Source organism: Micromonospora echinospora (assembly GCF_014203425.1).
Classification (GTDB): domain Bacteria; phylum Actinomycetota; class Actinomycetes; order Mycobacteriales; family Micromonosporaceae; genus Micromonospora; species Micromonospora echinospora_A.
The window spans coordinates 868,394-890,707 of the sequence record NZ_JACHJC010000001.1 but is presented as its reverse complement, the minus strand read 5'-3'; the positions used below and the strand labels follow the sequence as shown (position 1 = coordinate 890,707).

The 22,314-nt window shown below is 71.1% G+C and carries 19 protein-coding genes and 1 tRNA gene; 9 read left to right on the top strand and 11 right to left on the bottom strand.

Annotated features, from left to right (window positions below):
• Positions 1–132 precede the first annotated feature (132 nt).
• Positions 133–1,215 (bottom strand): NAD-dependent epimerase/dehydratase family protein, encoded by a 1,083-nt coding sequence (locus FHU28_RS04265; protein ID WP_184681104.1) that lies wholly within the window; start codon positions 1,213–1,215, stop codon positions 133–135.
• A 37-nt stretch (positions 1,216–1,252) separates the two neighbouring features.
• Entirely contained in the window at positions 1,253–1,552 is a 300-nt protein-coding gene (locus FHU28_RS04260; protein ID WP_043327456.1) for a hypothetical protein, read from the bottom strand.
• Between the two features lie 131 nt (positions 1,553–1,683).
• On the opposite strand from FHU28_RS04260, the gene FHU28_RS04255 reads away from it, so the two are divergent.
• The 3 genes from FHU28_RS04255 (at position 1,684) to FHU28_RS04245 (ending at position 2,417) form a co-directional block, all read left to right on the top strand.
• Positions 1,684–1,755 (top strand) — tRNA-Lys (locus FHU28_RS04255).
• 132 nt (positions 1,756–1,887) lie between these two features.
• Positions 1,888–2,163: a type II toxin-antitoxin system Phd/YefM family antitoxin gene (locus FHU28_RS04250; protein ID WP_102657755.1), complete on the top strand. Its 276-nt coding sequence runs from the start codon at positions 1,888–1,890 to the stop codon at positions 2,161–2,163.
• Positions 2,160–2,417, top strand: coding sequence for a Txe/YoeB family addiction module toxin (locus FHU28_RS04245; protein ID WP_184681101.1), 258 nt, complete (start codon positions 2,160–2,162; stop codon positions 2,415–2,417). The genes FHU28_RS04250 and FHU28_RS04245 overlap by 4 nt, the downstream gene beginning before the upstream one ends.
• 160 nt (positions 2,418–2,577) lie before the next feature.
• Here the strand turns inward: FHU28_RS04245 and FHU28_RS04240 are convergent, their stop codons facing one another.
• Positions 2,578–2,856, bottom strand: a complete 279-nt coding sequence (locus FHU28_RS04240) for a type II toxin-antitoxin system Phd/YefM family antitoxin (RefSeq protein WP_184681099.1) — start codon at positions 2,854–2,856, stop codon at positions 2,578–2,580.
• 352 nt (positions 2,857–3,208) lie between these two features.
• Between FHU28_RS04240 and FHU28_RS04235 the strand changes: the two genes are divergently transcribed.
• From FHU28_RS04235 to FHU28_RS04225, 3 genes are all read left to right on the top strand, one after another.
• Positions 3,209–6,064, top strand: a complete 2,856-nt coding sequence (locus FHU28_RS04235) for a hypothetical protein (RefSeq protein WP_184681096.1) — start codon at positions 3,209–3,211, stop codon at positions 6,062–6,064.
• A gap of 120 nt (positions 6,065–6,184) precedes the next feature.
• Positions 6,185–6,922: a class I SAM-dependent methyltransferase gene (locus tag FHU28_RS04230; protein ID WP_184681093.1), complete on the top strand. Its 738-nt coding sequence runs from the start codon at positions 6,185–6,187 to the stop codon at positions 6,920–6,922.
• Between the two features lie 93 nt (positions 6,923–7,015).
• Positions 7,016–7,534 carry a cupin domain-containing protein gene (locus tag FHU28_RS04225; protein ID WP_184681091.1) on the top strand — a complete coding sequence of 173 codons (519 nt, stop codon included), beginning with the start codon at positions 7,016–7,018 and terminating at the stop codon, positions 7,532–7,534.
• An 83-nt stretch (positions 7,535–7,617) separates the two neighbouring features.
• Here the strand turns inward: FHU28_RS04225 and FHU28_RS04220 are convergent, their stop codons facing one another.
• Positions 7,618–9,096 (bottom strand): endo-1,4-beta-xylanase, encoded by a 1,479-nt coding sequence (locus FHU28_RS04220; RefSeq protein ID WP_184681089.1) that lies wholly within the window; start codon positions 9,094–9,096, stop codon positions 7,618–7,620.
• A gap of 289 nt (positions 9,097–9,385) precedes the next feature.
• A complete protein-coding gene (locus FHU28_RS04215) occupies positions 9,386–9,817 on the bottom strand; it encodes a winged helix-turn-helix transcriptional regulator (RefSeq protein ID WP_184681087.1) in 432 nt (143 codons plus the stop codon).
• A gap of 115 nt (positions 9,818–9,932) precedes the next feature.
• Here FHU28_RS04215 and FHU28_RS04210 point away from each other — a divergent pair, with 115 nt between their 5' ends.
• Entirely contained in the window at positions 9,933–10,847 is a 915-nt protein-coding gene (locus FHU28_RS04210) for an NADP-dependent oxidoreductase (RefSeq protein WP_184681086.1), read from the top strand.
• Here FHU28_RS04210 and FHU28_RS04205 read toward each other — a convergent pair whose 3' ends face one another.
• Together FHU28_RS04205 and FHU28_RS04200 are read right to left on the bottom strand one after the other, a co-directional pair.
• On the bottom strand, positions 10,848–14,951 hold the full coding sequence (locus tag FHU28_RS04205) for a trypsin-like peptidase domain-containing protein (protein WP_184681084.1): 4,104 nt from the start codon (positions 14,949–14,951) through the stop codon (positions 10,848–10,850).
• A gap of 15 nt (positions 14,952–14,966) precedes the next feature.
• Positions 14,967–15,296: a CU044_2847 family protein gene (locus FHU28_RS04200; RefSeq protein WP_013283485.1), complete on the bottom strand. Its 330-nt coding sequence runs from the start codon at positions 15,294–15,296 to the stop codon at positions 14,967–14,969.
• 375 nt (positions 15,297–15,671) lie between these two features.
• Between FHU28_RS04200 and FHU28_RS04195 the strand changes: the two genes are divergently transcribed.
• Complete coding sequence (locus FHU28_RS04195) at positions 15,672–16,331, top strand: hypothetical protein (RefSeq protein ID WP_184681082.1); 660 nt, start codon at positions 15,672–15,674, stop codon at positions 16,329–16,331.
• The gene (locus FHU28_RS04190) at positions 16,328–19,627 is read left to right on the top strand and encodes a helicase HerA domain-containing protein (protein ID WP_184681080.1); all 3,300 of its coding nucleotides are present in this window, start codon (positions 16,328–16,330) and stop codon (positions 19,625–19,627) included. The genes FHU28_RS04195 and FHU28_RS04190 overlap by 4 nt, the downstream gene beginning before the upstream one ends.
• On the opposite strand, the gene FHU28_RS04185 is transcribed toward FHU28_RS04190, so the two are convergent.
• From FHU28_RS04185 to FHU28_RS04170, 4 genes are read right to left on the bottom strand one after another with little or no spacing between them, the layout of a single operon-like run.
• Positions 19,620–20,414 carry an ABC transporter permease gene (locus tag FHU28_RS04185; protein WP_184681072.1) on the bottom strand — a complete coding sequence of 265 codons (795 nt, stop codon included), beginning with the start codon at positions 20,412–20,414 and terminating at the stop codon, positions 19,620–19,622. The two genes, FHU28_RS04190 and FHU28_RS04185, sit on opposite strands and share 8 nt — an antisense overlap.
• The gene (locus tag FHU28_RS04180; protein WP_184681070.1) at positions 20,411–21,316 is read right to left on the bottom strand and encodes an ABC transporter ATP-binding protein; all 906 of its coding nucleotides are present in this window, start codon (positions 21,314–21,316) and stop codon (positions 20,411–20,413) included. The genes FHU28_RS04185 and FHU28_RS04180 overlap by 4 nt, the downstream gene beginning before the upstream one ends.
• Positions 21,313–21,684: a hypothetical protein gene (locus FHU28_RS04175; protein WP_184681061.1), complete on the bottom strand. Its 372-nt coding sequence runs from the start codon at positions 21,682–21,684 to the stop codon at positions 21,313–21,315. The genes FHU28_RS04180 and FHU28_RS04175 overlap by 4 nt, the downstream gene beginning before the upstream one ends.
• Entirely contained in the window at positions 21,684–22,286 is a 603-nt protein-coding gene (locus FHU28_RS04170; RefSeq protein ID WP_260412841.1) for a helix-turn-helix domain-containing protein, read from the bottom strand. The genes FHU28_RS04175 and FHU28_RS04170 overlap by 1 nt, the downstream gene beginning before the upstream one ends.
• Positions 22,287–22,314 lie beyond the last annotated feature (28 nt).

Here is a 22,314-nt window from a genome sequence, read left to right as displayed (position 1 = left end):
TCTTCGCCCAGCTCCCGTTCTCCCCGGTGATCAAGGAGTTTGTGTCCTAGTGGATCTCCTCGGGTGACACAAACTCCTTGATCATCAGGACGGGGTGGCGGTGAACCGGAGCGGGCCGGAGTGGGGGCGCGGTCAGTAGGGGTTGGGGTGGCCGGGGAGGCGGCCTCTGGTCAGGGCTGTGGGGCGGCCGGGGAGGGTCGGGTCCGGGGACAGCGGTGGGGCGTCTGTGCCGGCTCTCGTGGCCATGCCGGTGAACAGGTCCTTCAGGGCGGTCACCGTGTCGACCGCCGGCGTCCAGCCGAGTTCGGTCTCGGCGCGTTGGCTGGACATCAGTGGCACGTTCAGCGCCAGGTCGACCCAGCCCGTGTCGACCGGTTGCAGCCGCGCCCGCCAGGTCAGCGCCGCTGCCGCGCGCAGCACCGGCGTCGCCACCGGCACCGTCCAGCCGTGGAAGTGCCGGGCCACCAACTCCGGCGTCAGCACCGGGTCGGCCGCCACGTTGAAGGCGCCACTCGCGTCCCCCAGAACCGCCCGGGCGTACGCGTCAGCCACGTCGTCGGCGTGCACCGCCTGCATCCGCAGTCGCTTGTTCGACGGCACCAGCGGAATGCGGCCGTACCGGAGAAGGCGCACCGGCGCGAGCGGGCCGAGGAAGTAGCGGCTGATCTCCGTACCGGCCTCCCGCTGGAAGATCAGCCCTGGCCGCAGGCGTACCACCCGGAGCTTCGGGTGCTCCCGCTGCACGCCGTCGAGCAGCGCCTCCACCTCCGCCTTGTCCCGGCTGTACGACGACGACTCCACCCCGGTCGCCGGCCAGTTCTCGCTGACCGGATGGTTCTTCGGGCCGGGCGCGTAGGTGCCGACCGACGAGGCGTACACCAGGGCCGGAACGCCGACCCGGACGGCGGCCTCGATCACCGCGCGGCTGCCGCCGACGTTGGTCCGGTAGAGCGTTCGGCGGTCGTGGCTGGGCTGGATCTGCCAGGCCAGGTGCACCACCGCCCGCGCCCCGGCGAAGATCCGCACGAGCTGGTCGGCGGCGCCGGGCGCGCCGATGTCGCAGGAGTGCCATTCCACGTCCGCGTACGGCTCACCGGCGTCCGGTCCGGGCAGCCGGCGCGCCACCCCAACCAGTTCCGCTCCCGTCTCCCGCCGCAGCCGGCGCAGCACGGCCGTCCCCACGTTGCCGGTCGCTCCCACGATCACGATGCGCATGTCCGGTGCGGTACCCGCTGAACCGGGCAGCAACCGCTCACGGACGGGGGTTCGTGCGCACCCAGCCCTTCTCCCGATCGCGGCGACCCGACGTGGCGGCCAGGCAGCGCGGGCAGACCCAGCCCTCCGGGTCGGCCTCGGTGAGGACGTCGGTGCCGGAGTAGTCGAACGGCACGTGCGGGAAGCGGCGCAGGCGGGTACGGCTCAGCGGCAGCCCGCACAGCGTCTGGTTCTGGCCCGGCAACCAGGCGTGCACCTCACCGCCGGGCCGGCGTACGCCGTCGGCGCCCGGAACCTCGCGGGACGCCGCGACGGCGGCGGTGCTGGTCACTCGCATGGTTGCCTCGGTTCCCCGGGTGGGGAGGTTCACGCCTCGCGTCCGGCACGTCGCCTGGTGCGGGTCTGAAGATCGACAGGCGGCGGAAGCCGCGAGCTTAGGGCGGGTGGGTTCCGGTAACCTGAGCGGGCGGGCCGCTAGCTCAATGGCAGAGCTGTGGACTTTTAATCCATAGGTTCAGGGTTCGAGTCCCTGGCGGCCCACTCTTCCGCAGGTCAGCGGCCCTTCCGGACGCCTGTCGAACCGCGATCCCGGCGCCGTACAGCAGGCGACCTGGAGTGGGCCAACATCGCCCGCCTGAGGTACAGTTTTCTGTACCTGCCCTGGAGGTGGTCATGCGGACCGTGAACTTCACCCAACTACGCCAGAACCTGGCCGCCGAACTCGACAGCGTCATCAACGACGCCGAGGAAGTGGTGGTGACCCGCTCGGGCCACGAACCGGTGGTCATCGTCCCGCTTGCCGAGTACGAGGCGATGAAGGAAACCGAATACCTCCTGCGCAATCCGGCCAACGCCGCAGCCCTGCGCCGATCGATCGCCGAGCTTGAGCAGGGTGACGCGGCTGAGCGGGACCTCATCGACCCGGCCACCGTGCGAGACGTCGCGTGAGGCTGGTCTTCACCGCGACGGCCTGGAATCAGTACCTCAGCCACACCGACCGCAAGTTGGTCAAGCGCATCAACGACCTGATCACGGACGTGATGCGCAACGGATACGAGGGCATCGGCAAGCCGGAGCCCTTGCGGGGAGAGCTGTCCGGCTTCTGGTCCCGCCGGATCGATCGCGAGCACCGGCTGGTGTACCGGATCACCAAGGACGACGTCGAAATCATCGCCTGCCGATACCACTACGGCGACCGGTAGCTTGCGGAGCTGATCGGCGCAGCGCTCCGGAGTACTTCCACCTCGACGAGCGCGGAGGGAACCAGCGGTCCGTCGTCGTGCTTGTCGAGCCAGGAGACAAGGTCGGCGCTGCACACCTCCTGCCGAGCCAGCTTGACGACGGCATCTGAATCGAAATACATCAGCAGCGTTCCTCGTCACGCATCGCAGCGAGCGAGGCCGCCACGTCCACACTCTCGTCACCGAGCTTCGGTGGGATTGGAACGGAGCCGCCGCCGGTGGGGGCGACGGCTCGCCCCGCCGCTACCAACTTGACCAAGATTGATCTGTCGCCGCCAACCGGGACAAGTCGGGCGATCGGGTGACCGCGGTCAGTGATCTCGACGGTCTCGCCGCCACTCACCCGAGCCAACACCTGGCTCGTGTTCTGGTTCAGCTCCCGGACACTGATGCGTTCCATGGCTATCAGTGTCGAACAACATGTTCTACGGCTCTAGCTTCTGGCGTCGTCCGTGCTTCCTGTTCGCCGACCAGAGGGATCCAGCAGGTCTAGCCACGGCGACTGGTCTGCGCTGGCGGACCTTGAGAAGGACGGAATTGTCCGGCTTCTGATCCCCGCCGCACCGATCGCGAACACGAGCTCGCGTATCGGATCTCAAAGGACGACCCGGCTCGGTCGGCTGACGCCGATTGTGGCGTTGTCCTGGAAAAACGACGACAGCCGACCGCCCCCCATCGCATGGATTTCCCTCGCTACGATGACGCCCGTCGGCGTCGATAGAGGCGCCGCCACGGGGGAGGTAAGCGTCCACATGAAACGCCTCAAAGCTGCTGTCCCGATCACGGTCCTCGCCGTCGTCGCCGCCGGGCTCACCGTCGGCTCTCCGGCCTCAGCCGCCACTTCCTACGATGTTCCGCTGAAGAGTTGGGCCTATCTCGACTCGCAAAGCCCCAGGGCGAAGTTCGTCGACGCGGACGTGAACCCGCCGGTCGGCACGTCCCGCGACGCGGCCGGCCGGACGCACACCTACCGCTCCTACTTCACGTACGACCTGAGCAACTTGAAGGGCACTGTCGTCCACAACTCGTACCTGTGGACCGTCGAGAAGACGGTCGCCGACTGCTCCGCCCCGGCGACCATCGAGGTGTGGCGGACCCGCCCGGTCACTGACAACACCACCTGGCTGCGCCCGCCGGCCGAGGTCGAGAAGCTGCTGACCGCCACTCGGGGGGCCGGCGCCTCCTGCCCGGCCTACCTGGGCCTGGACATGGTGGCCACGCTCAACGCGGCGCTGAGCCGGCGCGACAGGAGCATCACCGTGGAGATTCGGGTCGCCGCCGCTCAGGAGGCCGACGTGCGGACCGGTCGCACCTTCGCGAAGCCGGTGCTCAGTGCCACGGCGAACCATCCGCCCACCATCACGAGCCTGCAGCTGAAGTCCCCGGACCGGCCGTGCGGAACGCCGGCCAAGCCGTCGCCCGCGGCGCGGAACACGGTGTTCGCGGCCACCGCCAGCGATCGGGACGAGGGCGACTACACGAGCGTGCTGTACGCGATCTGGCCGGTCGACCATCCCGAGCAGCGTCGCGAGTTCCACGACTACTACGGCACGGACCTGAGCCAGTACGCCGACGGCACGGTCCTCGCGTGGCAGGCCCGGGCCAGCGACTACGACGACGAGGGGCCGTGGAGCAGGACCTGCTACATCGTCATGGACGTGACCGCTCCGGCGAATCCGCCGCAGGTCTCGTCGCGGACCTATCCGGAGGGCGACTCCCCGGGCGGTGGCACGGGCATCGAGGGCACCTTCCGCTTCGACGGTGCCGGTGACCGCGACGTGGTCGCGTTCGCCTGGCGTGACTCCTGGGGGTACTACGGGCAGGTTCCCGCCCGGCGCCCGGGCGGCACGGGGATCCTGAAGTACACCCCGAAGCTGCGGTTCAGCACCGACCTCTACGTCGCGTCCGTCGACGCGGCGGGCAACCGCGGGCCGGAGAAGAACTACCGGTTCCGGGTCGCCGAGACCGCGCCGTACGCCGAAGTCGTGGTGAACGGCGTCGGCCTGCCGAGCACGATCACGTTTGTCGCGTCGAAGCCCGAGACCACCGCGTTCGGGTATCAGCTCAAGGACGGCGCGGAGGTCCGCCTCCCGGCTGTCGACGGCCGGGCCACCGGTCCGGTCACGTTCACCACCGCGGGCCAGATCGAGATGGCTGTCCGCAGCTACGCCCGGAACAAGCTGATCGGGCAGGAGACGCTGAATGTCTGGGTCACCGACGCCCCCGGCGTCGAGTCGGCGGAGTTCAACCTGGAAACCGACCAGGTCGCGGGCAAGGTCGGCACGTTCCGCTTCACCCCGCGCAACAGCGATGTCGTCGCCTACCAGTACAACCTCGACGACGAGTGGAAGACCGTTCCGGCGGCCGAGGACGACACCGCAGTGCTGTCGTGGACGGCGACGCCGGGCTGGCACTCGATGGTCGTCCGGTCGGTCAAGGCGGACGGTTCCACGTCGATGGTCACCGACTATCAGTTCTTCGTCATCGACGCGCGCCCGACCGCCTACGCCCACGACCTGACCAGCTGGCCGCGCCGGGACGGGGTCGGCGTGCCGTTGAGCATCGAGTTGGGGAGCCAGCTGCCGAACCTGACCGGCTTCGTCTACCGGTTCGACGGCGGCGCCGAGCAGACCGTGTCCAGCGGGGGCAACCCGTACGTCTACGTCACTGTCACGCCGCAGCACGCCGGCGACAACACGGTGGTCGTCCAGGCGCTGCTGTCGGACGGCACCCGATCACCAGCCACCACCTACACGTTCCGCATCTGGTCCGGGCCCTTGGTCACGCAGACACCGGAGGGCGAGGGCACTGTCGGCCGGCCCGTGACGTTCACGTTCCGTCCCGGGCTGCCGGACGTCGCCTCCTACCGCTACTCGCTGGGCGGTGCCGACGAGCAGACGATCGCGGCCGGTCCCGACGGCACCGCGACTGTCACGTACACGCCGAGTTCGTGGGGCTACAACGACGTCCGGGTCACGAGCGTCGGTACGGACGGCACCGAGTCGGAGCTGCGGATCGCGCCCTTCAGCGTCCGGGACAACAGGGTCAGCGTGTACAGCACCTACGACTGGTCGCGGGTGGGGATCGGCTGGACCGGTTACTTCTACTTCCACACCCAGATGTTCGGCGAGGTGACCGAGTACCACTACCGCGTCAACGACGGCCCGGAGCAGGTCCTGCCGGCGAGCACCGAGGGCACGTCGACGCGGGTCGCGGTGCCGTTCGAACGCAACGGCACCAACACGATCCACGTGCGGAGCCGTACGGCGGACGGTGAGTTCTCGCCCGTGACGGACTTCGAGTTCACCGTCGGCAACGCGCCCTACGTCGTGAGCGCCCAGTATCCGGACGGCACCTGGTCGGGCGGCGCCGGTGTTCCCGGCACCTTCGAGTTCAGCGGCGGCACCCCGGGAATCGTCTCCTTCACCTGGCAGATCGACGACGGACCGTCGACGGACGTGCCGGCTGACAGCCAGGGGAAGGCGTCGATCACCTTCACGCCGACGCAGAACTTCCAGACGTACACCTTGTCGGTGACCGGTCACAAGGCGGACGGCACGGACACCGATGTCACCCGCTACTACATCCACGTGTCCAACGGCGGCTGACGACGACGCGGTACGCGGCCGGCCCTTCTGGCGTCAGAGATCAGGACGCCATAAGGGCCGGCACCGCCGCTCGATCGGGTGCCCCCACGCTAACGCTCGTTAGGTCTATGGTCAGCGACCATGGTGAATACGAATCGCAATCTGGGGCTGGGGCACGGCAGCGCGTTCGGCGAGCGTGGGGTCGCGAAGAGGCTCGGCACATTAGGCCGGCACACATCGCTGACCGGCCGGCGATTACTGGAGATCGGCTGCGGGGACGGCACGTACACGATGCGGCTGGTCGACGCGTTCGCGCAGATCGAGGCCGTGGACATCCAGCAGGATCGGCTGGAGCTGTTCCGGGAACGGCTGGCTGACGACCCGGCGGCGGCCCAGAAGATCAACGTACGGGAGTTGTCAGCCACCGAGCTGGACTACCCGGACGGCAGCTTCGACCTGGTCACCGCCATCGAGGTGGTGGAGCACATCGACGACCTGGATGCCGCCCTGCGGCAGGTCCACCGCGTGCTCGTACCCGGCGGCCGGTTCGCGCTGACGACGCCCAACCGGTGGTTCCCGTTCGAGACGCACGGCTTCCTGATCCGCGGCCGGCGGTACCGGCCGGCGCGGGGTCCGTTCCTGCCGTGGATCGTTCCGCTGCACCGTCGGCTCGCCGACGCCCGTTCCTTCACCGCCCGTGGCTTGTCCGGGCAGCTCCGGCAGGCCGGGCTGGAGCCGGTAGCGGTGGACTACATCATGCCGCCGTTCGACAGGTCCCGCTTCGGGCGTCGCATCCGGCCGGTGACCGACGCGATCGAACGCTCGCCGTTGAAGTTCTTCGGCATGGCCCTGGCGGTTGTCGCCCGCCGACCGGCATGACGGCCCCACCACGGGAAACGCCCCAGGTTTAGCAGCTTGCCGGATGGCTATGAGGGAAATCGATCCGCAGACCGACGATCGAGGAGAGAGCCGATGGCCAGCGGTGCGATCCCGTCCGACGATCCGACCCGTACCCTCGTCCACGCCCGGCCCGACGACCCCGGCCTTGCGCACCTCGCCATCGCGGGCGGCACCTACACGATCCTGGTCACCGGCGAGCAGACGGCCGGCCGGTACTGCCTGATCGACATGCGGGTTCCGCCCGGTGGTGGGCCGCCTCCGCACCGACACGACTTCGAGGAGATGTTCACGGTGCTCGACGGGGCCGTGGAGTTCACGTTCCGGGGCGAGCAGGTCACGGCGCGGGCCGGGGAGACGGTGAACATTCCGGCGAACGCGCCGCACTTCTTCCGCAACTCCTTCGACCAGCCGGCGCGGCTGCTGTGCATGTGCACGCCGGCCGGGCAGGACGAGTACTTCCTGCGCGTCGGCGACCGGGTCGACGGTCCCACGGCGGCGCCGCCGGCTCTCACCGAGGAGGAGCAGGCCGAGCGCCGGAGCCGGGCCGCCGCGCTGGCTGCGGACTACCGCACGGAGTTGCTGATCGGCTGACACCGGCCGCGAACCCGGCACAACGCAACGGCTCACCGCCGCGGCCGAGGCCGCAACGGTGAGCCGTTGTCCGTACGAGGAGGTCAGCTCGTCGCGACGAGCTGGAATCGCTGGTTGGCCTGGCCGTTGCAGTCGTAGAGCTGCACCTGCTGGCCGTTGCCGGTGCCCCAGACGTCGAGGCAGCGGCCGGACTGGACTCCGGTGATGGTGCCGTTGGAGTTGACGTTCCACTGCTGGTTCGTCTGGCCGTTGCAGCTGTAGATCTGGACCGCCGAGCCGTTGCCGGAGCCGGCGGCGTCCAGGCACATCGAGCCGTACACGGTCAGTTGCCGGCTGGAGGTGTGGGTCCACCGCTGGTTGGTCTGGCCGTGGCAGTCGTAGAGCTGTACCCGGGTGCCGTTGCTCTGCGAGGAGTTCGGCACGTCGATGCACCGGCCGGACTGGCTGCCGACGATTCGGCTCGCGCCGCTGGTCGGCGGCGGCGTGGTCGGTCCGCCGGTCGGCGTCACGGTCGGCGTCACGGTCGGGGTCACGGTCGGGGTGGGGTTGGGCGTCGCGGCGTTGAGGGCGTTGAGGACCGAGTTGTACGCGGCCTTCTTGTTGCCGCTGCCGTCGAACAGCAGCGGGTTCTCGTTCGAACGCCACGAGTCGCTGTCACGGACACCCCACACGGTGATGCCGATGCAGCGCGGCACGTTCAGGCACGCCTGGGTCAGCCCGGCGTACTGGCTGGTCGAGGAGTTCGTGACGTCGACCTCGGTCAGCGCCACGTCCACACCGAGCGCGGCGAAGTTCTGCAGCGTGGTCTGGAAGTTGCTCGGCAGGGAGCTGCCGCCGGTGAAGTGGGTCTGCAGGCCGACGCAGTCGATCGGCACGCCCCGGGACTTGAAGTCCCGGATCATGTTGTAGACACCCTGCGTCTTGCCGTACGACCAGTTCTCGATGTTGTAGTCGTTGTAGCAGAGCTTCGTCGACGGATCGGCCGCCCGCGCGGTGCGGAACGCGACCTCGATCCAGTCGTTGCCGGTGCCCTGCAGGTTGGAGCTGCGGCGGCTGCCGTCCTCGTTGAACGCCTCGTTCACCACGTCCCACGCGGCCAGCTTGCCCCGGTAGTGGGCCATCACGCCGTTGATGTGATCGATCATCGCCTGACGCAGGTTGCTGCCGTTCAGGCTCTGCATCCAGCCCGGCTGCTGCGCGTGCCAGGCCAGCGTGTGGCCGCGGACCTGGAGACCGCGCTGGGTGGCCCAGTTGTAGATCTGGTCACCGGAGTTGAAGTTGAACTGGCCCCGGTTGGGCTGGAGCGCTTCCGGCTTCATCTCGTTCTCGGCGGTGATCATGTTGAACTCACGCGCCGCGATGGTGCTGTAGGTCGAGTCGCTCAGTCGGTTCGCCGCGATGGCGGTGCCGAAGTAGCGGCCCGACTGTGCCGCGGCGGCACCGAGCGTGCTCGCCGCCGCCTGGGCCATGCTGGGCACCACGAGCGCGGCGCCGGCGAGAGCCAGCGCGCTGCTGACGGCGGCCAGCACCACGCGGTGGCTGCGCCTCGGTAGATGTTTCATGACACTCCTCTGCATATCGGACGATGATGCGCTGGCGATGCCCGGCTTGACGCGGGTGGGAGCCGAGGTGCGCTCGATCCCGCGTCACTGCCCTGAAACTTTTCGAAGATGTACCGGTAACTTCCCTGGGAAGATATCCGCGACGGCACGATCGGTCAATGTCGATGTTAAGGTCAACATGGACCCGATACGGCCGATCAGGGCACCAGCCCACGGATGTCCCTCGCGGCACGGCGCGCGGGCCGAGCCCGCAGAAGCGCGACGCGGACCGAAAGTTTCGGAAATCCGGTCAGCGACCGGCCGCGGCGTCGTACCGCTCGCGGTTGGCGTGCACCTCGTCCATGTGCGCCTCGGCCCACAACTTCATGCCGTACATCAGCTGGTGCAGCGACTGACCGAGGCCGGTCAGCTCGTAGGTGACAGTCACCGGCACGCTCGGCGTCACGGTGCGGGTGACCAGGCCGTCGCGCTCCAGCGAGCGCAACGTCTGGGTGAGCATCTTCTGGCTGACCCCGGCCAGCCGCCGCGACAGCTCGGAATAGCGCATGACCTGCGGCCCCGCGTCGCGGTCGGGCCCGTCACGGCCGAGCGCGGCCAGGATCAGCGCCACCCACTTGTCGGAGATCCGGTCCAGGAGTTGCCGGCTCGGGCAGCCGGCGAGGAACGCGTCGTACTCCTCCCGCGCCTGCGCCCGCTTCTGCGCCGCCGTCTGCGTCGGCATCGTCCGCGCCTCCTACCCGGGGGTACCCAACGCACTCCGAAGTGCGTACTTCCCGATGGAAAGTTACCCCTCCATCGTGGAGCAGGGCATCCCTCACGACCAAGGAGACAGAACCATGGGTACGCGTACCTTCCGCACCGCAGTCGTCCGCACCCCGAGCGGGCCCGACGCCATCGAGGTCATCGACGTTCCGCAGCGCGAGCCGGGGCCCGGCGAGGTCCGGGTGGACGTCGCGGCGGCACCGGTCAACCCGGTCGACCTCGGCGTCGTCGGCGGCTTCTTCCACTCGCTGGGGCTCATCCACCAGCCGCACCACACCGGCCTGGGCTGGGACTTCGCCGGTGTCGTCGCCGCGGCCGGGGCGGGCGTCGACCTCGCCGTGGGCACCCGGGTCGCCGGTCTGGTGGTCGGGTTCGACCGCGACTTCGGCACGTACGCCGAGCAGCTCGTCGTGCCCGCCGCCGACCTGGCCGTCGTACCCGATAATCTGGACCTGGTGGCGGCGGCGACAGTGCCGCTCAACGGCCTGACCGCGGCGCAGATCGTCGACCTGCTCGGCGACCCGCCCGCCGGCGGCCGGCTGCTGGTCACCGGCGCGGCCGGCGCGGTGGGCGGCTACGTCGTGCCGCTCGCCCGGGATCGGGGATGGCGGGTGACCGGCCTGGCGCGGGCCGAGGACGAGGAGTTCGTGCGCGGGCTCGGCGCCGACTTCACCACCGCCGCCGAGCCGGGCTGGGACGCGGTAGCCGACGCCGCGGCGCTCCAGGACCGAGGGCTCGCGCTGGTGGGTGACGGCGGCGTGTTCGTCGGGGTCCGGCCGAACGCCCACCCGGCCGCCGAGCGCGGCGTCACGGTGCGCGCGGTCGAGGTGCACGCCGACGGGGTACGTCTGGCCGACCTGCTCGCCCGCACCGCTGCCGGTGAGCTGCCGGCGCGGGTGCACGCGGTGGTGCCGCTGGACCGGGTGGCGGACGCGCACCGGGAGACGGCCAAGGGCGGGGTACGCGGGCGCTACGTCCTGCGTCCCTGATCAGCAGCGCACCGCCACCCGAGCGACCGCGCGGTCCGCGGCCTCGGGTGGCAGGTCGCTCCGGCCGTCTACGTCCAACGCCAGCAGGCCCTGATCCAGACCGACGAGCAAGGTCCCGTCGACAGTGCAGCAGGTGAGCGCCGGGTGATAGACGGGGATGGTGTGCAGCGCCCGTCCGGTGGACGGGTCCCAGATCCGCACCGTCCGGTCGCGGCTGGTCGAGGCGAGCAGGTCCCGCCCGCCGACCCGCACCACGCTCAGCCCGGTGACGGCAGCCGTGTGACCGGTGAACACGTCCACGGGCTCGCCCCACTCGGCGTCCCACAGACGGATCGTGTGGTCGGCACTGGCCGACGCCAGCATCCGGCGGCCCGCCACGACAAGACCGCAGAGCGCGGTGACAGCGTCCTGGTGTCCCTGCCGGGTCCATACCGGCGTGTCACCACCGCCCCACAGCATCACCGTGCCGCTCTTGTCGGCCGACGCGAGCGCCTCCATCTCGGGCCACCGGACCGTCGCGAGGGCGGTCACCCAGGCACGGGTGACGTGCCCGAGCAGGACCGCCCGCACGGCGCCGCTCTGCGGGTGCCACAGCCGGATGGCCTGGTCGTCGCCGGCCGACGCGACGAGCGTCTCACCGCCGATGACGATCGGGCAGACCGCCGCCACCGGAGCGTGGTGCTCGTTCATCTCCCCCACCAATGCGCTGTGCCGCACACTCCAGGTCCCGACCGTGTTGTCGTCCTGCGCGGTGACGAGCAGCGGCTCCTCGACGTCGGCGACCGCGCACATCGCGTTGACCGGCCCGCCGGGTGTCGGGATCTCCCGCAACCGCTCGCCGGTCGCGGCGTCCCAGACTCCCACCCGACCGTCGGCACCGCCGGAGGCGACGAGACCCGGCCGCTCGCCGGGGACCGCGCAGAGGCTGTGCACGGGCCCGAGCCGGTCCCGCTCGGCGACGGTGTCCGGCCGGCCGCCGGCCGGGTCCCACAGTCGCACGGTGCCGTCGTCACCCGCCGTCGCCAGCATCCGGTCCTTCGCCGTACGCAGCTCGCAGACCGCGCGGATCCAGCTCGCGTGTCCCCGCAGGCTCGGCCGGGTGGTCCAGGTCGGCACGTCCCAGACACGGATGAGCCCGTCCTCACCCGTCGACACGAGCAGGCAGCCCTCGTCGACCTCGACCGTGCAGAGATCGGTGACGGGTCCGCCGGTTTCCAGGACGTGGACGCATTCGCCGCTCTGCGGATCCCAGAGCCGGACCGTGCCGTCGTAGCCGGCCGAGGCGAGCAACGTGCCGCCCGGCGCACGAACGGCGTAGAGGGTGGTCACCCAGCCGACGTGTCCGGTGAGGGTCAACGTCGGGCGCGTGTCGCATGTCGGCTCCCAGACCCGGACGACGCCGTCGAAACCGGTGGAGGCGAGCAGGTGCCGGCCGCCCGCCGGGACGTACGTCACGGCGGTCACCCAGCCCGAGTGCCCGGTCAACGCATAGCGCTGCGTCCCGGTCACCGGATCCCAGATCCGGACCGTCCGATCGTCGCCCGCCGAGGCGAGCAGGTCGCCGTCCGGCAGCGGAATGACGCAGATGTTGCGGACCCAGTCGTCGTGCCCGCGCAGTTCGTGCCGGCGCTGACCGGTTCGTGGATCCCAGAGGCCGACGGTCCCGTCGTGGCTGGCGGTGGCGATCAGCGTCTCGCCACCGCCGGTACGGACGGCGCACAACCCGCGGATCGTGTCGTCGTGACAGGTGAAGACCGCCACGGCCTGGTTGGTCATCGGGTCCCAGAGCCGGACCGTGCCGTCGTCACCGGCGGAGGCGAGCAACCACCGATCGTCCAGCTCGACGGCCGCCACGTCGTAGACGGCCTGCGAGTGCCCGTCCAGCACGCTGCGCTCCTGCCGGGGCGGCGTGTGCGCCCAGCGCGCGCGGTACGGCGCGGCGTCGGCCTCGATCCCGCTGCCCAACCCGTCGAGCCGGTCGACCACCGAGAAGAGGGCGGCGCGCTCGGCCGGCGCCGCCGCGACCGCGAGCGGCGTGCGGTGCAGCAGCCGCACCCGTGATCGGGACAGCGGTTCCAGCGGCTTCTCCATGTCGACGACCGAGAGCAACCGCTCCAGGTGCGCGTGCAGGAGATAGCCCTCGTCGGTGAGGAGCCGTTCCACGAGCCCGGCACGGGAGGCGTGCTGGGGCAGGGAGCGCCGCAGGTAGTCGGGCACCGAGGCCCATCCCACCTCGGCCGCCAGCTCCGTCCAGGCGGCGACCAGCCGTCGCTGGTCGTCCCGGCGTGATGTCCCGGCCAGCAACGCGTCGTTGAGGGCCTGGTGGAACAGGCGGTACGCGGGCTGGCTGCCGCCGCCGGTCTCGACCAGGAAGTTCGCCGCCGACGTACGGGCGAACGCGAGGAGTTCGTCCTCGGTGACCGTGCCGCCGAGTGCGGTCACCGCGATCCGCCAGAGCGACAGCGGCAGACCCGGCGTCTCGGCGTACGCCAGAGCGGTGAGGGCGAGCCGGGCGGAGGCCGAGCCGGCGGCCGGCAACCCGGCCAGGTAGGAGTCGAGCGCATGGGCCACTGTCGCGGTGAACGACACCGAGGCCGGGTCGACCGGCTCGATGTCGCGCAGCGCGTGTGCCCGGGCGACGAGACCGGCCACCAGGAAGTTTCCCTTCGCCAGCTCGGCGATGCGTCGGGCCAGCGGGGCGGCCGCCGCCGAGTCGGTGTACGGATTGCCCGACCGTTCCGCGCCGAGCAGCCGCAGGGTCGCCAGGGCGTAGTTCACCAGGTCGGCCTCGGCGAAGTACTCCGGCGTGTCCAGATCCAGCAGCTCGGCCGGATCACCGAAGCAGGCGATCAGGTCGCCCCGGTCGTCGCCGCGCCGGGTGCCGACGACCACCCGGACGCCGTACCGGCCGCACTCCCGGGCCAGCGGCAGCAGGACGTCGTCGATGACCTGCCGCGCCTGACCCGGGTCGGCCGTCTCGTCCAGCGCGTCGATGACCAGCGCGAAGCGAGCCGGACGACGCGCCAGCCGCTCCCGCACCACCGGCATCAGGTCGGCCGGCGCGCCGGGCAGGTCGACGGCGGCGGCCCGTGCGATCTCGATCGCCACCTCGAGTGCGGTCTTGCCCTTGGCGTGCACGGCGCAGGACACCGAGCCGACCGTGGCCCGCACGGCGATGTCGCCGCCCGGCAGGCTGGCCTGGATCTGCTGATCGGCAGTGGTCACCACGCGGCCCAGGACAGCGGACTTGCCGACCCCGGGCGAGCCCGTGACGATCAGTGGTCGGATGGCAGGCGCCTCCCCGTCGATGAAGTCGACGATCCGCCGGAGCGCAGCCGTACGACCCCGAAACCGCGCACCGCCCTCGGTGTCCACGGCGACCCCCCGCGCCCGGGGCAGCCAGTGCCGGCCGGCCTCGCCGTCGGTGCTCAACGTCCACCCCCAGGCCGAGAGGGCGGCGTCGTCGGCGTCCTCGACCCGCCAGGCCGACAACGCGCCCAACGCCATCGCCGGCACCTGTTCGTCGGCGTGGCTCAGGGTGACCGCCTGGCCCTTGCCCTTGCCGTCGGCCGTGACGACCACGCCGACCACCGCCTGATACTCCGGGGACCAAACAGCGCCCCCGCTGAACCCCTTGCTGAGCGGCCCGGCGGCGCCGCTGTCGATGGTCACGCGGCCGTACCCGCCGGCTTCGACGACGGAACCGGTCGCCTGGAGGCCGCCGACCACTCCGTCCGGGAAGCCGTACGCCCAGAACGGCCGGTCGAGCAGCGGCTTGGGGGCGAGGCAACGCAACCGCGCCGGGGTGACGGCGGCCGGCACCGGCTCGACGAGTTCGAGCACGACCAGGTCGACGTGCGCCTCCCGCATGCCGTCGTGCCGGCACCGCCGGACCTTGCGCCGATCGAAGTAGGCGACCCTGGGCGCGCGCGGAAAGGCGACAGTGAGATCGGGCCGGAGGGTGCCGTCGGCGGCGAACGCCACGTGGTGGCAGGTGAGCACCAGGTTGGTGGCGATGACGATGCCGGTGCCGAGCGCCTTGTGCGGGTCCGCCTCACGGTGCAGGGCCACCGCCCACGAGCACTCGTCCGGGGCCGTTGTCACGGGCCGACCCGTCCGTCAGCGCCGTGGGCCGGCACCGCGATCGGTGGGGCCGTCCGGCTGCCAGGCGAGCGTGACTTCGAAGTTCGCCTCTCCGGTCGCCTTCGCCACCACCCAGCTCGCCGTGCCGGTGGCCTTGATCCCGAAGCGCACCTCCACCGCATCGGGAGAGACGGTCTTGACCTGTTCCAGCAATTCCCGGGCGGCGGCGACTGCCGGCGCCGCGGATTCGCGTACCCAGCCGGCGACGTCGCCGAAGCCGGCGGGCTGGAAACCTGGCGTCGGCTCGACTTCGATCAAGGCAACCGTTTCGTCGTCGACCTGGTAGCGGACCACCTCAGACTGCACGGTCACCTCCGTGACGTATTTCAGGGGAACGGGCAGGAGGGTTCGCGGCGGAGCAGAACTCCGGCCCTCCCGCCGGTCTGCCATGCTGCCCGTTGCCCTTGTCACTTCGCAATGGTCCGGCCAGCGAACCGCGCCGAATCGGTCGAACAGGCGTTTCAGCCGGGCCGTCCACGCAGGACCGTCGGAGATCCACTGTGCTGTCCTGTCGGCTTTCGTCAGCGAGATCGGTGACCTTGCGCGAGCCGGAGACCGTCGGCAGAATCGGCCCGTGCGCCGGGGCCGTCCCCGTTGCCCACCTCGATCATGGCCACCCCTTCCGAGCCTTCGATCACACCGTCGACGCGGTGGGAGCTCGTGCCGCAGAGGAGCATCCGCATGCCGGAAAAGGAACTGACCCTAGTCGACCGGTGCATTCTTGTCACGCTGATGGTGAAGGCGGCACCTTTGCCACAGACCTACTTCAAGAACGTCGCCGGAATCAGTCTGAAGCCGGAGCACCGCAGCCGACTTAAATCACTCGGTCTGATCGAGGTCACGGAGAAGCCGAGGATTGTTCTGACCCTCACCGACAAGGGCTGGAATCGGGCTACCGAGGAGTTGGGGGCAGAGCCGCCAAAGCGCGCGGGCACGGCGGGCGGAACCCTCTACGTCGCGCTCGACTTCCTGCGCCGGCTGATCGACCACTCCGGGATCCGCGCCGACGACCTGTTCCGGATGCAGATCAACCGGGACGAGGTCGTCGCGCCGCCGGTGGCGTCGCCGGCATCCGCGGCCGTCGACGCGGTGGCGCTGATCCGGCAGGCGTACCACGAGCTGGCCGCCAAGCCCGGTGACTACGTCATGCTGGCAGACCTTCGCGAGGCCCTCGCCGATCTGCCCCGCCACGAGTTCGACGCCGCGCTGGTGACGCTCAACCGGGAGCGCGGCGTGAACCTGGTGCCCGAGTCCAACCAGAAGGTGCTCAAGCCGCAGGAGCGGGCGGCGGCGGTGACCATCGGCAACCAGGACAAGCATCTGGTCGCCATCTCGTCATGATCGGGGACGAGCAACGCCGCGCCCTGGCGGCGCTGAGGTTCAACTGGGCTCCGACCCCGGACGACGTCTGGAAACCGACTCCCTTCCACGTCGAGGGCCTGCACCACGACGTCGTCTCGACGGTGCTGGACAGCTTCGCGGAGGCTCAGGCCAGCACCGACTCCAGTCCGGTGGGGGTGGCCATCCTCGGCCAGCGCGGCACCGGCAAGACCCACCTCATCGGCACGGTCCGCCAGCAGGTACAGGGGCGCGGCGGCTTCTTCTTCCTGGTCGAGTTGCTCGAGGCCCGGACGTTCTGGCAACGCACCGCGATCTCGATGCTGGAGGGCCTGGTCCGGCCGATGCCGGACGAGACCACCCAGCTGCGGACGTTCCTGCGCCGGCTGGCCGACGAAGTGAGGGCGCCCCGCACGGTACGCCGCGCGGTCGCCGGCGAGACCGAACTCAGCCGTTCCACGCTCGACGCGTTCGTCGACCTGATCCGCAAGAAGGACCGCCAGATCGGTACGGAGTGCCAGGACACCGCGCGTGCCCTGGTGCTCTACGCGGCCGAGCAGTCCGCCGTGCAGGACATCGGCTACGACTTCCTGTCCTCCATGGACGAGGAGGAACCCGGCCAGCGGGCCGGATGGGGGCTGCGGCGAAACCGACGTGCGCCCCAGGAGGTGGTCCGGGACATCTCCCGGCTGCTCGCCGTCGTCGGCCCGACCGTGATCGCGGTGGACCAGATCGACCTGATGATCGCCCAGTCCGTGAAGGCGACCAACCAGGACGCCCGGGGCGAGGCGGACTGGCAGACCTCGCTCCTGCTCGAACAGGTCGCCAGCGGCCTGATGGCGCTGCGCGAGACCACCCGCCGGACCCTGTCCGTCGTCTCGTGCCTGCCGCAGACATGGCGCAGCATCCAGCAGCAGGCGACGGACACCGTCCAGGACCGGTTCCGGGAGGCTGCCCCGCTCAAGGAGATCCCCTCCGTCGAGGTGGGCCGCGAGCTGGTCGAGAAGCGGTTCGCGGTGCTCTTCGAGGGCCTCGGGTTCATGCCGCCCCATCCCACCTGGCCGGTCCACCCGGACGCGTTCCAGGAGGTCGTCGGCTTCACCCCGCGTGAGCTGCTGCGGCGGATCGACACACACGTCCGGGCCTGCCTGGCCGACGGCGAGGCGCGGGAGCTGCGGCACCTGCTGCACGCCAGCGGCGATCGCGTCGCCGACGGGCTCGTCCACGCCCCGGTCACCGGGCCGCCGCCGGAGAACCGGGCGAACGGATTCAGCAAGATCGACGCCCGGTACGCGGAGCTGATCGCCGCCGCCGACACCGGCTCTGCCGTATCCCCGGAGTCAGAGGACGGCCGTGTCCCGCGCCTGCTCGAAGCCGGCCTGACCGCGTGGATCGCCGCGCAGGGGACGGCCGTCGACGCGTTCAGCCTCGACCCGATCCCCGCCGGGACCAAGCCGGCGCTGCACGCTCGGCTACGGCACAGCCTGAGCGAGGACAGCGAGGACGAGGAGCACTGGTCGTTCCGGGCGATCTCCGCGCCGCACCACATCGCTGTGCTCAACCGGATTCGCAACGCGATCACGACCGCCGGGCTCACCGAAGGGGTCGCCAAACGCCGGCTCTTCCTGCTACGCAGCGCGGAGTGGTCGGCCGGTGCCCGTACCCGCGAGGTGCTGGACGCGTTCGAGCGGGCCGGTGGCCGGAGGCTCCCCCTGGACACGCCGGACGTCGCCCGGATGGTCGCGCTCGAACAACTCATCCAGGACTACGGGCGGGAGACGCTGCGACCCTGGTTCGCCGATCGCCGGCCGGCCTCCGACATCACCTGCCTGCGGGAGGCGCTGGGCGACTGGCCGGGCGCGCCGGAAGCCGTCCGGGCCGAGGAGCGGCCGGAGGAGGTGCCGGACCGACCCCCGGTCGGGACGCCACCGCCGGTCACCGCTGCGCCGCGCTCCGCCGGTCCCGTCCCCGCATCGCGCTCCGCCAGTCTCGTCCCTGCGCCGCGGTCCGCCGGTTCCGGCCCGGTTCCGCCGATGATCGCTCCCCTGCCGCCGGTGGCGGGCATCGACCCGGAGCGGATGGAGATCGGCACGGTCACCGGGCGGCCGGACCCGGTCGGCATCGACCTCGAAGCGCTGCGCCGGCACACGGTCATCTTCGCCGGCTCCGGCTCCGGCAAGACCGTCCTGATCCGTCGCCTGATCGAGGAGTGCGCCCTACGCGGCGTGTCGGCCATCGTGCTCGACCCCAACAACGACCTGGCCCGGCTCGGCGAGGCCTGGCCCGAGCCGCCGCCGGGCTGGGGCGCCGACGACGCCCGTCGCGCAGCGGAATATCTGGCCGGCACCGACGTGGTCGTCTGGACGCCGGGACGGCAGGCCGGTCGACCATTGAGCTTCCAGCCGTTGCCGGCCTTCGCCGACGTGCTCGACGACCCGGACGGGTTCGCCTCGGCCGTCAACGCCGCCGTCGCCACGCTCGCCCCGCACGCCCGGGTGGACGGCGGAACCGACAAGGCCCGACTCGGCCGCGCCGTGCTGCGCGAGGCCCTGATCGGCTACGCCCGCAGCGGCGCAAGTGACCTGCGTGAGTTCACCGACGTCCTCAACGACCTCCCGGACGGGGTGAGTCAGCTCGACAGCGCGCCCAAGCTGGCCGCTGGCATGGCACAACTGCTCAAGGCCGCCCTGATCAACGACCCGCTCCTGGGCGGCGTCGGAACGCCTGTCGACCCGGGCGAACTACTCACCCCGCCACCCGGTCACCGCGCCCGGGTCTCGGTGATCAACCTCGCCGGGCTGTCCGAGGAGAATCAGCGGCAGAGCTTCGTCAACCAGTTGCAGCTCGCCCTGTTCACCTGGATCAAGCGCCATCCGGCCGGGGACCGGCCACTCGGTGGACTCTTCGTCATGGACGAGGCACAGACGCTCGCCCCGTCCGGCGCCGTGACCGCCTGCACCCAGAGCACGCTCGCGCTGACCTCGCAGGCCCGCAAGTACGGGCTGGGGCTGGTCTTCGCCACCCAGGCGCCGAAGGCGTTGCACAACCAGATCCCCGGCAACGCCGCCACGCAGTTCTTCGGCCTGCTCACCGTGCCGGTACAGATCGAGGCGGCCCGGGACGTGGCCAGGGCGAAGGGCACCGACGTCCCGGACATCGGCAAACTGCGTACCGGCCAGTTCTACGCCACCGTGGAGGGTGCCCGGTTCGTCAAGATGCAGGCGCCGATGTGCCTGACCCACCATCCGCGCAGCCCGCTGACCGCGGAGGAGATCGTCCGGCTCGCGACGCTCAGGTGATGTCGCGGCGCATCGGGACGACCACGGCGATCGCGGCTGCGGTCAGCGCGTACGCGGTCAGCAGCAGGGCGCCGGCCGCCGGTGGCAGGAGCGCGACGGCGTCGTTGCCGAGCTGCGCGGACATCGCGTCGGCGACGTAGGTAAAGTCGGTGAGCGCGGCGGTGGCCCCGCCGGGCAGGAGCGGGTAGAGCGCGTTGACGCCGGGGATCATCATCAGGACGGGCTCGGCCAGGTACAGGTAACCGACCACCACGCAGACGGCCGCGACCTGGTTACGGAGCAGGGCGCCCACGCCGACGCCGACGAGCAGGTAGACAGCCATCGCGACGCCGATGCGGGCGAGCAGCGCCAGCACCGTGGAGGCGGGCAGGCCCAGCGGCACGCCACGCGCGGCGGCGACTGTGAACAGGGCTGCCGCCGCGGCGACGGCGAGCGCGAGGCCGTAGGCGAGGCCGACGACCGCGTGGGTGGCGAGTTTGGCGGCGAGCACCCGCCCTCGGCGCGGCGCGAACACGAATGTGACGGCGGCGGTGCCGTGCCGGTACTCGGAGGTGGCCGCGAGGGCGCCGGCGGCGGCCGGCACGAAGGCGGTGAAGCCGAGGATGCCGAGGATCGACCGCAGGCCCTCCTCGGTGTGCAGGCCGGGCATCGGCGGGTCGAAGTTCTCCGGCCCGACCAGCGCCATCATCCCGACCAGGCCGCCGCCCAGCGCGACGGAGGCGAGCAGCAGCGCACCCCACATCCGGGTCGCCAGCACCCGGCGCAGTTCCGCTCTGAGCAGGTTCATCGGGCCTCCGCCTTGTCGGTGGTCAGGTCGAGGAAGAGCTGTTCGAGGCTTGTGGTCTCGGTGACCAGCTCGTGGACCCGCACGCGATGGGCCGCGGCGAGGTCGGCGACGCCCGGCGCGTCCAGTCCGCGTACCCGCAGCCGGCCGGGCCCGGCGGCCTCGACGGACCCGGCGGCGGCCGCCAGCGCGGCGGCCAGAGCTGTCGCGTCCGGCGAGGTGACGAGCACCGTCGGCGGGCCGGTGAGCCGGGACCACGGCCCGGCGGCGACGAGTTCCCCGCGCCGGATGACCACCACGTCGTCCACCACCTGCTGGACCTCGTGCAGGACGTGGCTGGAGACCAGCACGGTGCGGCCCTCGTCGGCGAGCCGGCGCAGCAGCCCGCGCAGCCACGACATGCCTTCCGGGTCCAGGCCGTTCGCCGGTTCGTCGAGCAGCAGGACGCGAGGGTCGCCGAGCAGCGCCGTGGCGAGGCTGAGCCGTTGCCGCATGCCGGTGGAGAACCCTCGGGTACGACGGTCGGCGGCGTGGGCGAGGCCGAGCAGATCCAGCAGTTCCGCGACCCGGCTGTCCGGGCAACCTGCCATCGCGGCGTAGACGCCCAGGTGGTCACGGGCGGTGTGGCCGGGGTGGAACGCGTTGCCGTCGAACACCGCGCCGACGGTCCGTGACGGCTGGGCCAGCCGGCCGTAGGGCTGCCCGCCGATGGTGGCGGCGCCGCTGGTCGGCGTCACCAGACCGGTCAGCATGCGCATCGTGGTGGTCTTGCCGGCGCCGTTCGGGCCGAGGAAGCCGGTGACCGCGCCGGGTCGCACGGTGAAGGTCAGATCGCGTACGGCGGTGACGTCGCCGTAGCGTTTGGTCAGGCCCGACGCCTCGATCGCCAGGTGGTCGCCGGTCACGGCCGGCCCCGCGTCGCACGCTCGATCGTCTCGGCGAGGCCCGACGCGGCCGGGTCGGAGACCACCACCTCGTCGAACTCCCCGCCGGCCGCCGCGCGGTCCAGCACCAGGTGCAGGCCGGGCTGACCCCGCCGGGCCGCCACGAGCTGCCGGGGACCACCGAACAGCCCCCAGACGCCGATCTTGGCGAAGCCGGACACGGCGTACCCGCGCCGGGCGCCGCGGGCCAGCCGGATCGGCTCGTCCACCGGGGCGGCGTGCCGCACGGCGGCCAGGCGCAGCGCGAACCGCTCCCGCCCGGCCCACATCCGTTCCCATCCGGTGAACCGGATGTCGATCACATCGCCGTTGAGCATTACGGAGGCCATCAGTCGTCGCCCTTCGTCGTGTCGGAGTCGTGCGCCGATGTGTGCGTGTCGCCGGGGGTCGCCTGGCGATCGGCGGGCATCAGGATGGTCGCCAGCAGCCGGGGGATCCGACCGTCGCCGGGCCCTCTGGCGAGCAGCGGGCCGACCAGCGCGTTGAGCCCGGCCGCGAACTCGTGCAGCTCGGCGTCCGTCAGGTGCAGTACGAGCTGCTGGTATCCGACCCCGTCGGCGACGAAGTCGACGGACTCCCGGGCGAGGTAGCGGGAGAACTCGGACAGCAGGCTCGACACGAACGCGGTGAAGTAGCGTGCGTGGTCCTCCGGCGTCGCCGTCGCCAGGGCCGCCGGGTCCAGCGCCGCGCCGTGCGCGGGCAGCGCGTACACCCGCTCGACGGCGCCGCGCACCTTGCGCTCCTCCACCACGTCGAGCATCCCGGTCTTCACGAGCGTCGCCAGGTGCCGGTAGAGCGTGGCGTGCGGGACGTCGGGCAGCAGCTCGGCCAGGTCGTGAGTGGTCACCCGGGTGCCCGCCACGGCACGCAGGACGCGGAGCCGCACCGGGTGCAGCGCCACCTCCGCCCACCGCTCCATCGACATCGCCATGGCCGGACGTTATCACTATCGAGAGCGA

Coding starts and splice junctions, on each gene's coding strand:
- FHU28_RS04265 (WP_184681104.1), bottom strand. CDS start 1,215: ATGCGCATCGTGATCGTGGGAGCGACCGGCAACGTGGGGACGGCCGTG.
- FHU28_RS04260 (WP_043327456.1), bottom strand. CDS start 1,552: ATGCGAGTGACCAGCACCGCCGCCGTCGCGGCGTCCCGCGAGGTTCCG.
- FHU28_RS04250 (WP_102657755.1), top strand. CDS start 1,888: ATGCGGACCGTGAACTTCACCCAACTACGCCAGAACCTGGCCGCCGAA.
- FHU28_RS04240 (WP_184681099.1), bottom strand. CDS start 2,856: ATGGAACGCATCAGTGTCCGGGAGCTGAACCAGAACACGAGCCAGGTG.
- FHU28_RS04235 (WP_184681096.1), top strand. CDS start 3,209: ATGAAACGCCTCAAAGCTGCTGTCCCGATCACGGTCCTCGCCGTCGTC.
- FHU28_RS04230 (WP_184681093.1), top strand. CDS start 6,185: ATGGTGAATACGAATCGCAATCTGGGGCTGGGGCACGGCAGCGCGTTC.
- FHU28_RS04225 (WP_184681091.1), top strand. CDS start 7,016: ATGGCCAGCGGTGCGATCCCGTCCGACGATCCGACCCGTACCCTCGTC.
- FHU28_RS04220 (WP_184681089.1), bottom strand. CDS start 9,096: ATGAAACATCTACCGAGGCGCAGCCACCGCGTGGTGCTGGCCGCCGTC.
- FHU28_RS04215 (WP_184681087.1), bottom strand. CDS start 9,817: ATGCCGACGCAGACGGCGGCGCAGAAGCGGGCGCAGGCGCGGGAGGAG.
- FHU28_RS04210 (WP_184681086.1), top strand. CDS start 9,933: ATGGGTACGCGTACCTTCCGCACCGCAGTCGTCCGCACCCCGAGCGGG.
- FHU28_RS04195 (WP_184681082.1), top strand. CDS start 15,672: ATGCCGGAAAAGGAACTGACCCTAGTCGACCGGTGCATTCTTGTCACG.
- FHU28_RS04190 (WP_184681080.1), top strand. CDS start 16,328: ATGATCGGGGACGAGCAACGCCGCGCCCTGGCGGCGCTGAGGTTCAAC.
- FHU28_RS04185 (WP_184681072.1), bottom strand. CDS start 20,414: ATGAACCTGCTCAGAGCGGAACTGCGCCGGGTGCTGGCGACCCGGATG.
- FHU28_RS04175 (WP_184681061.1), bottom strand. CDS start 21,684: ATGGCCTCCGTAATGCTCAACGGCGATGTGATCGACATCCGGTTCACC.
- FHU28_RS04170 (WP_260412841.1), bottom strand. CDS start 22,286: ATGGCGATGTCGATGGAGCGGTGGGCGGAGGTGGCGCTGCACCCGGTG.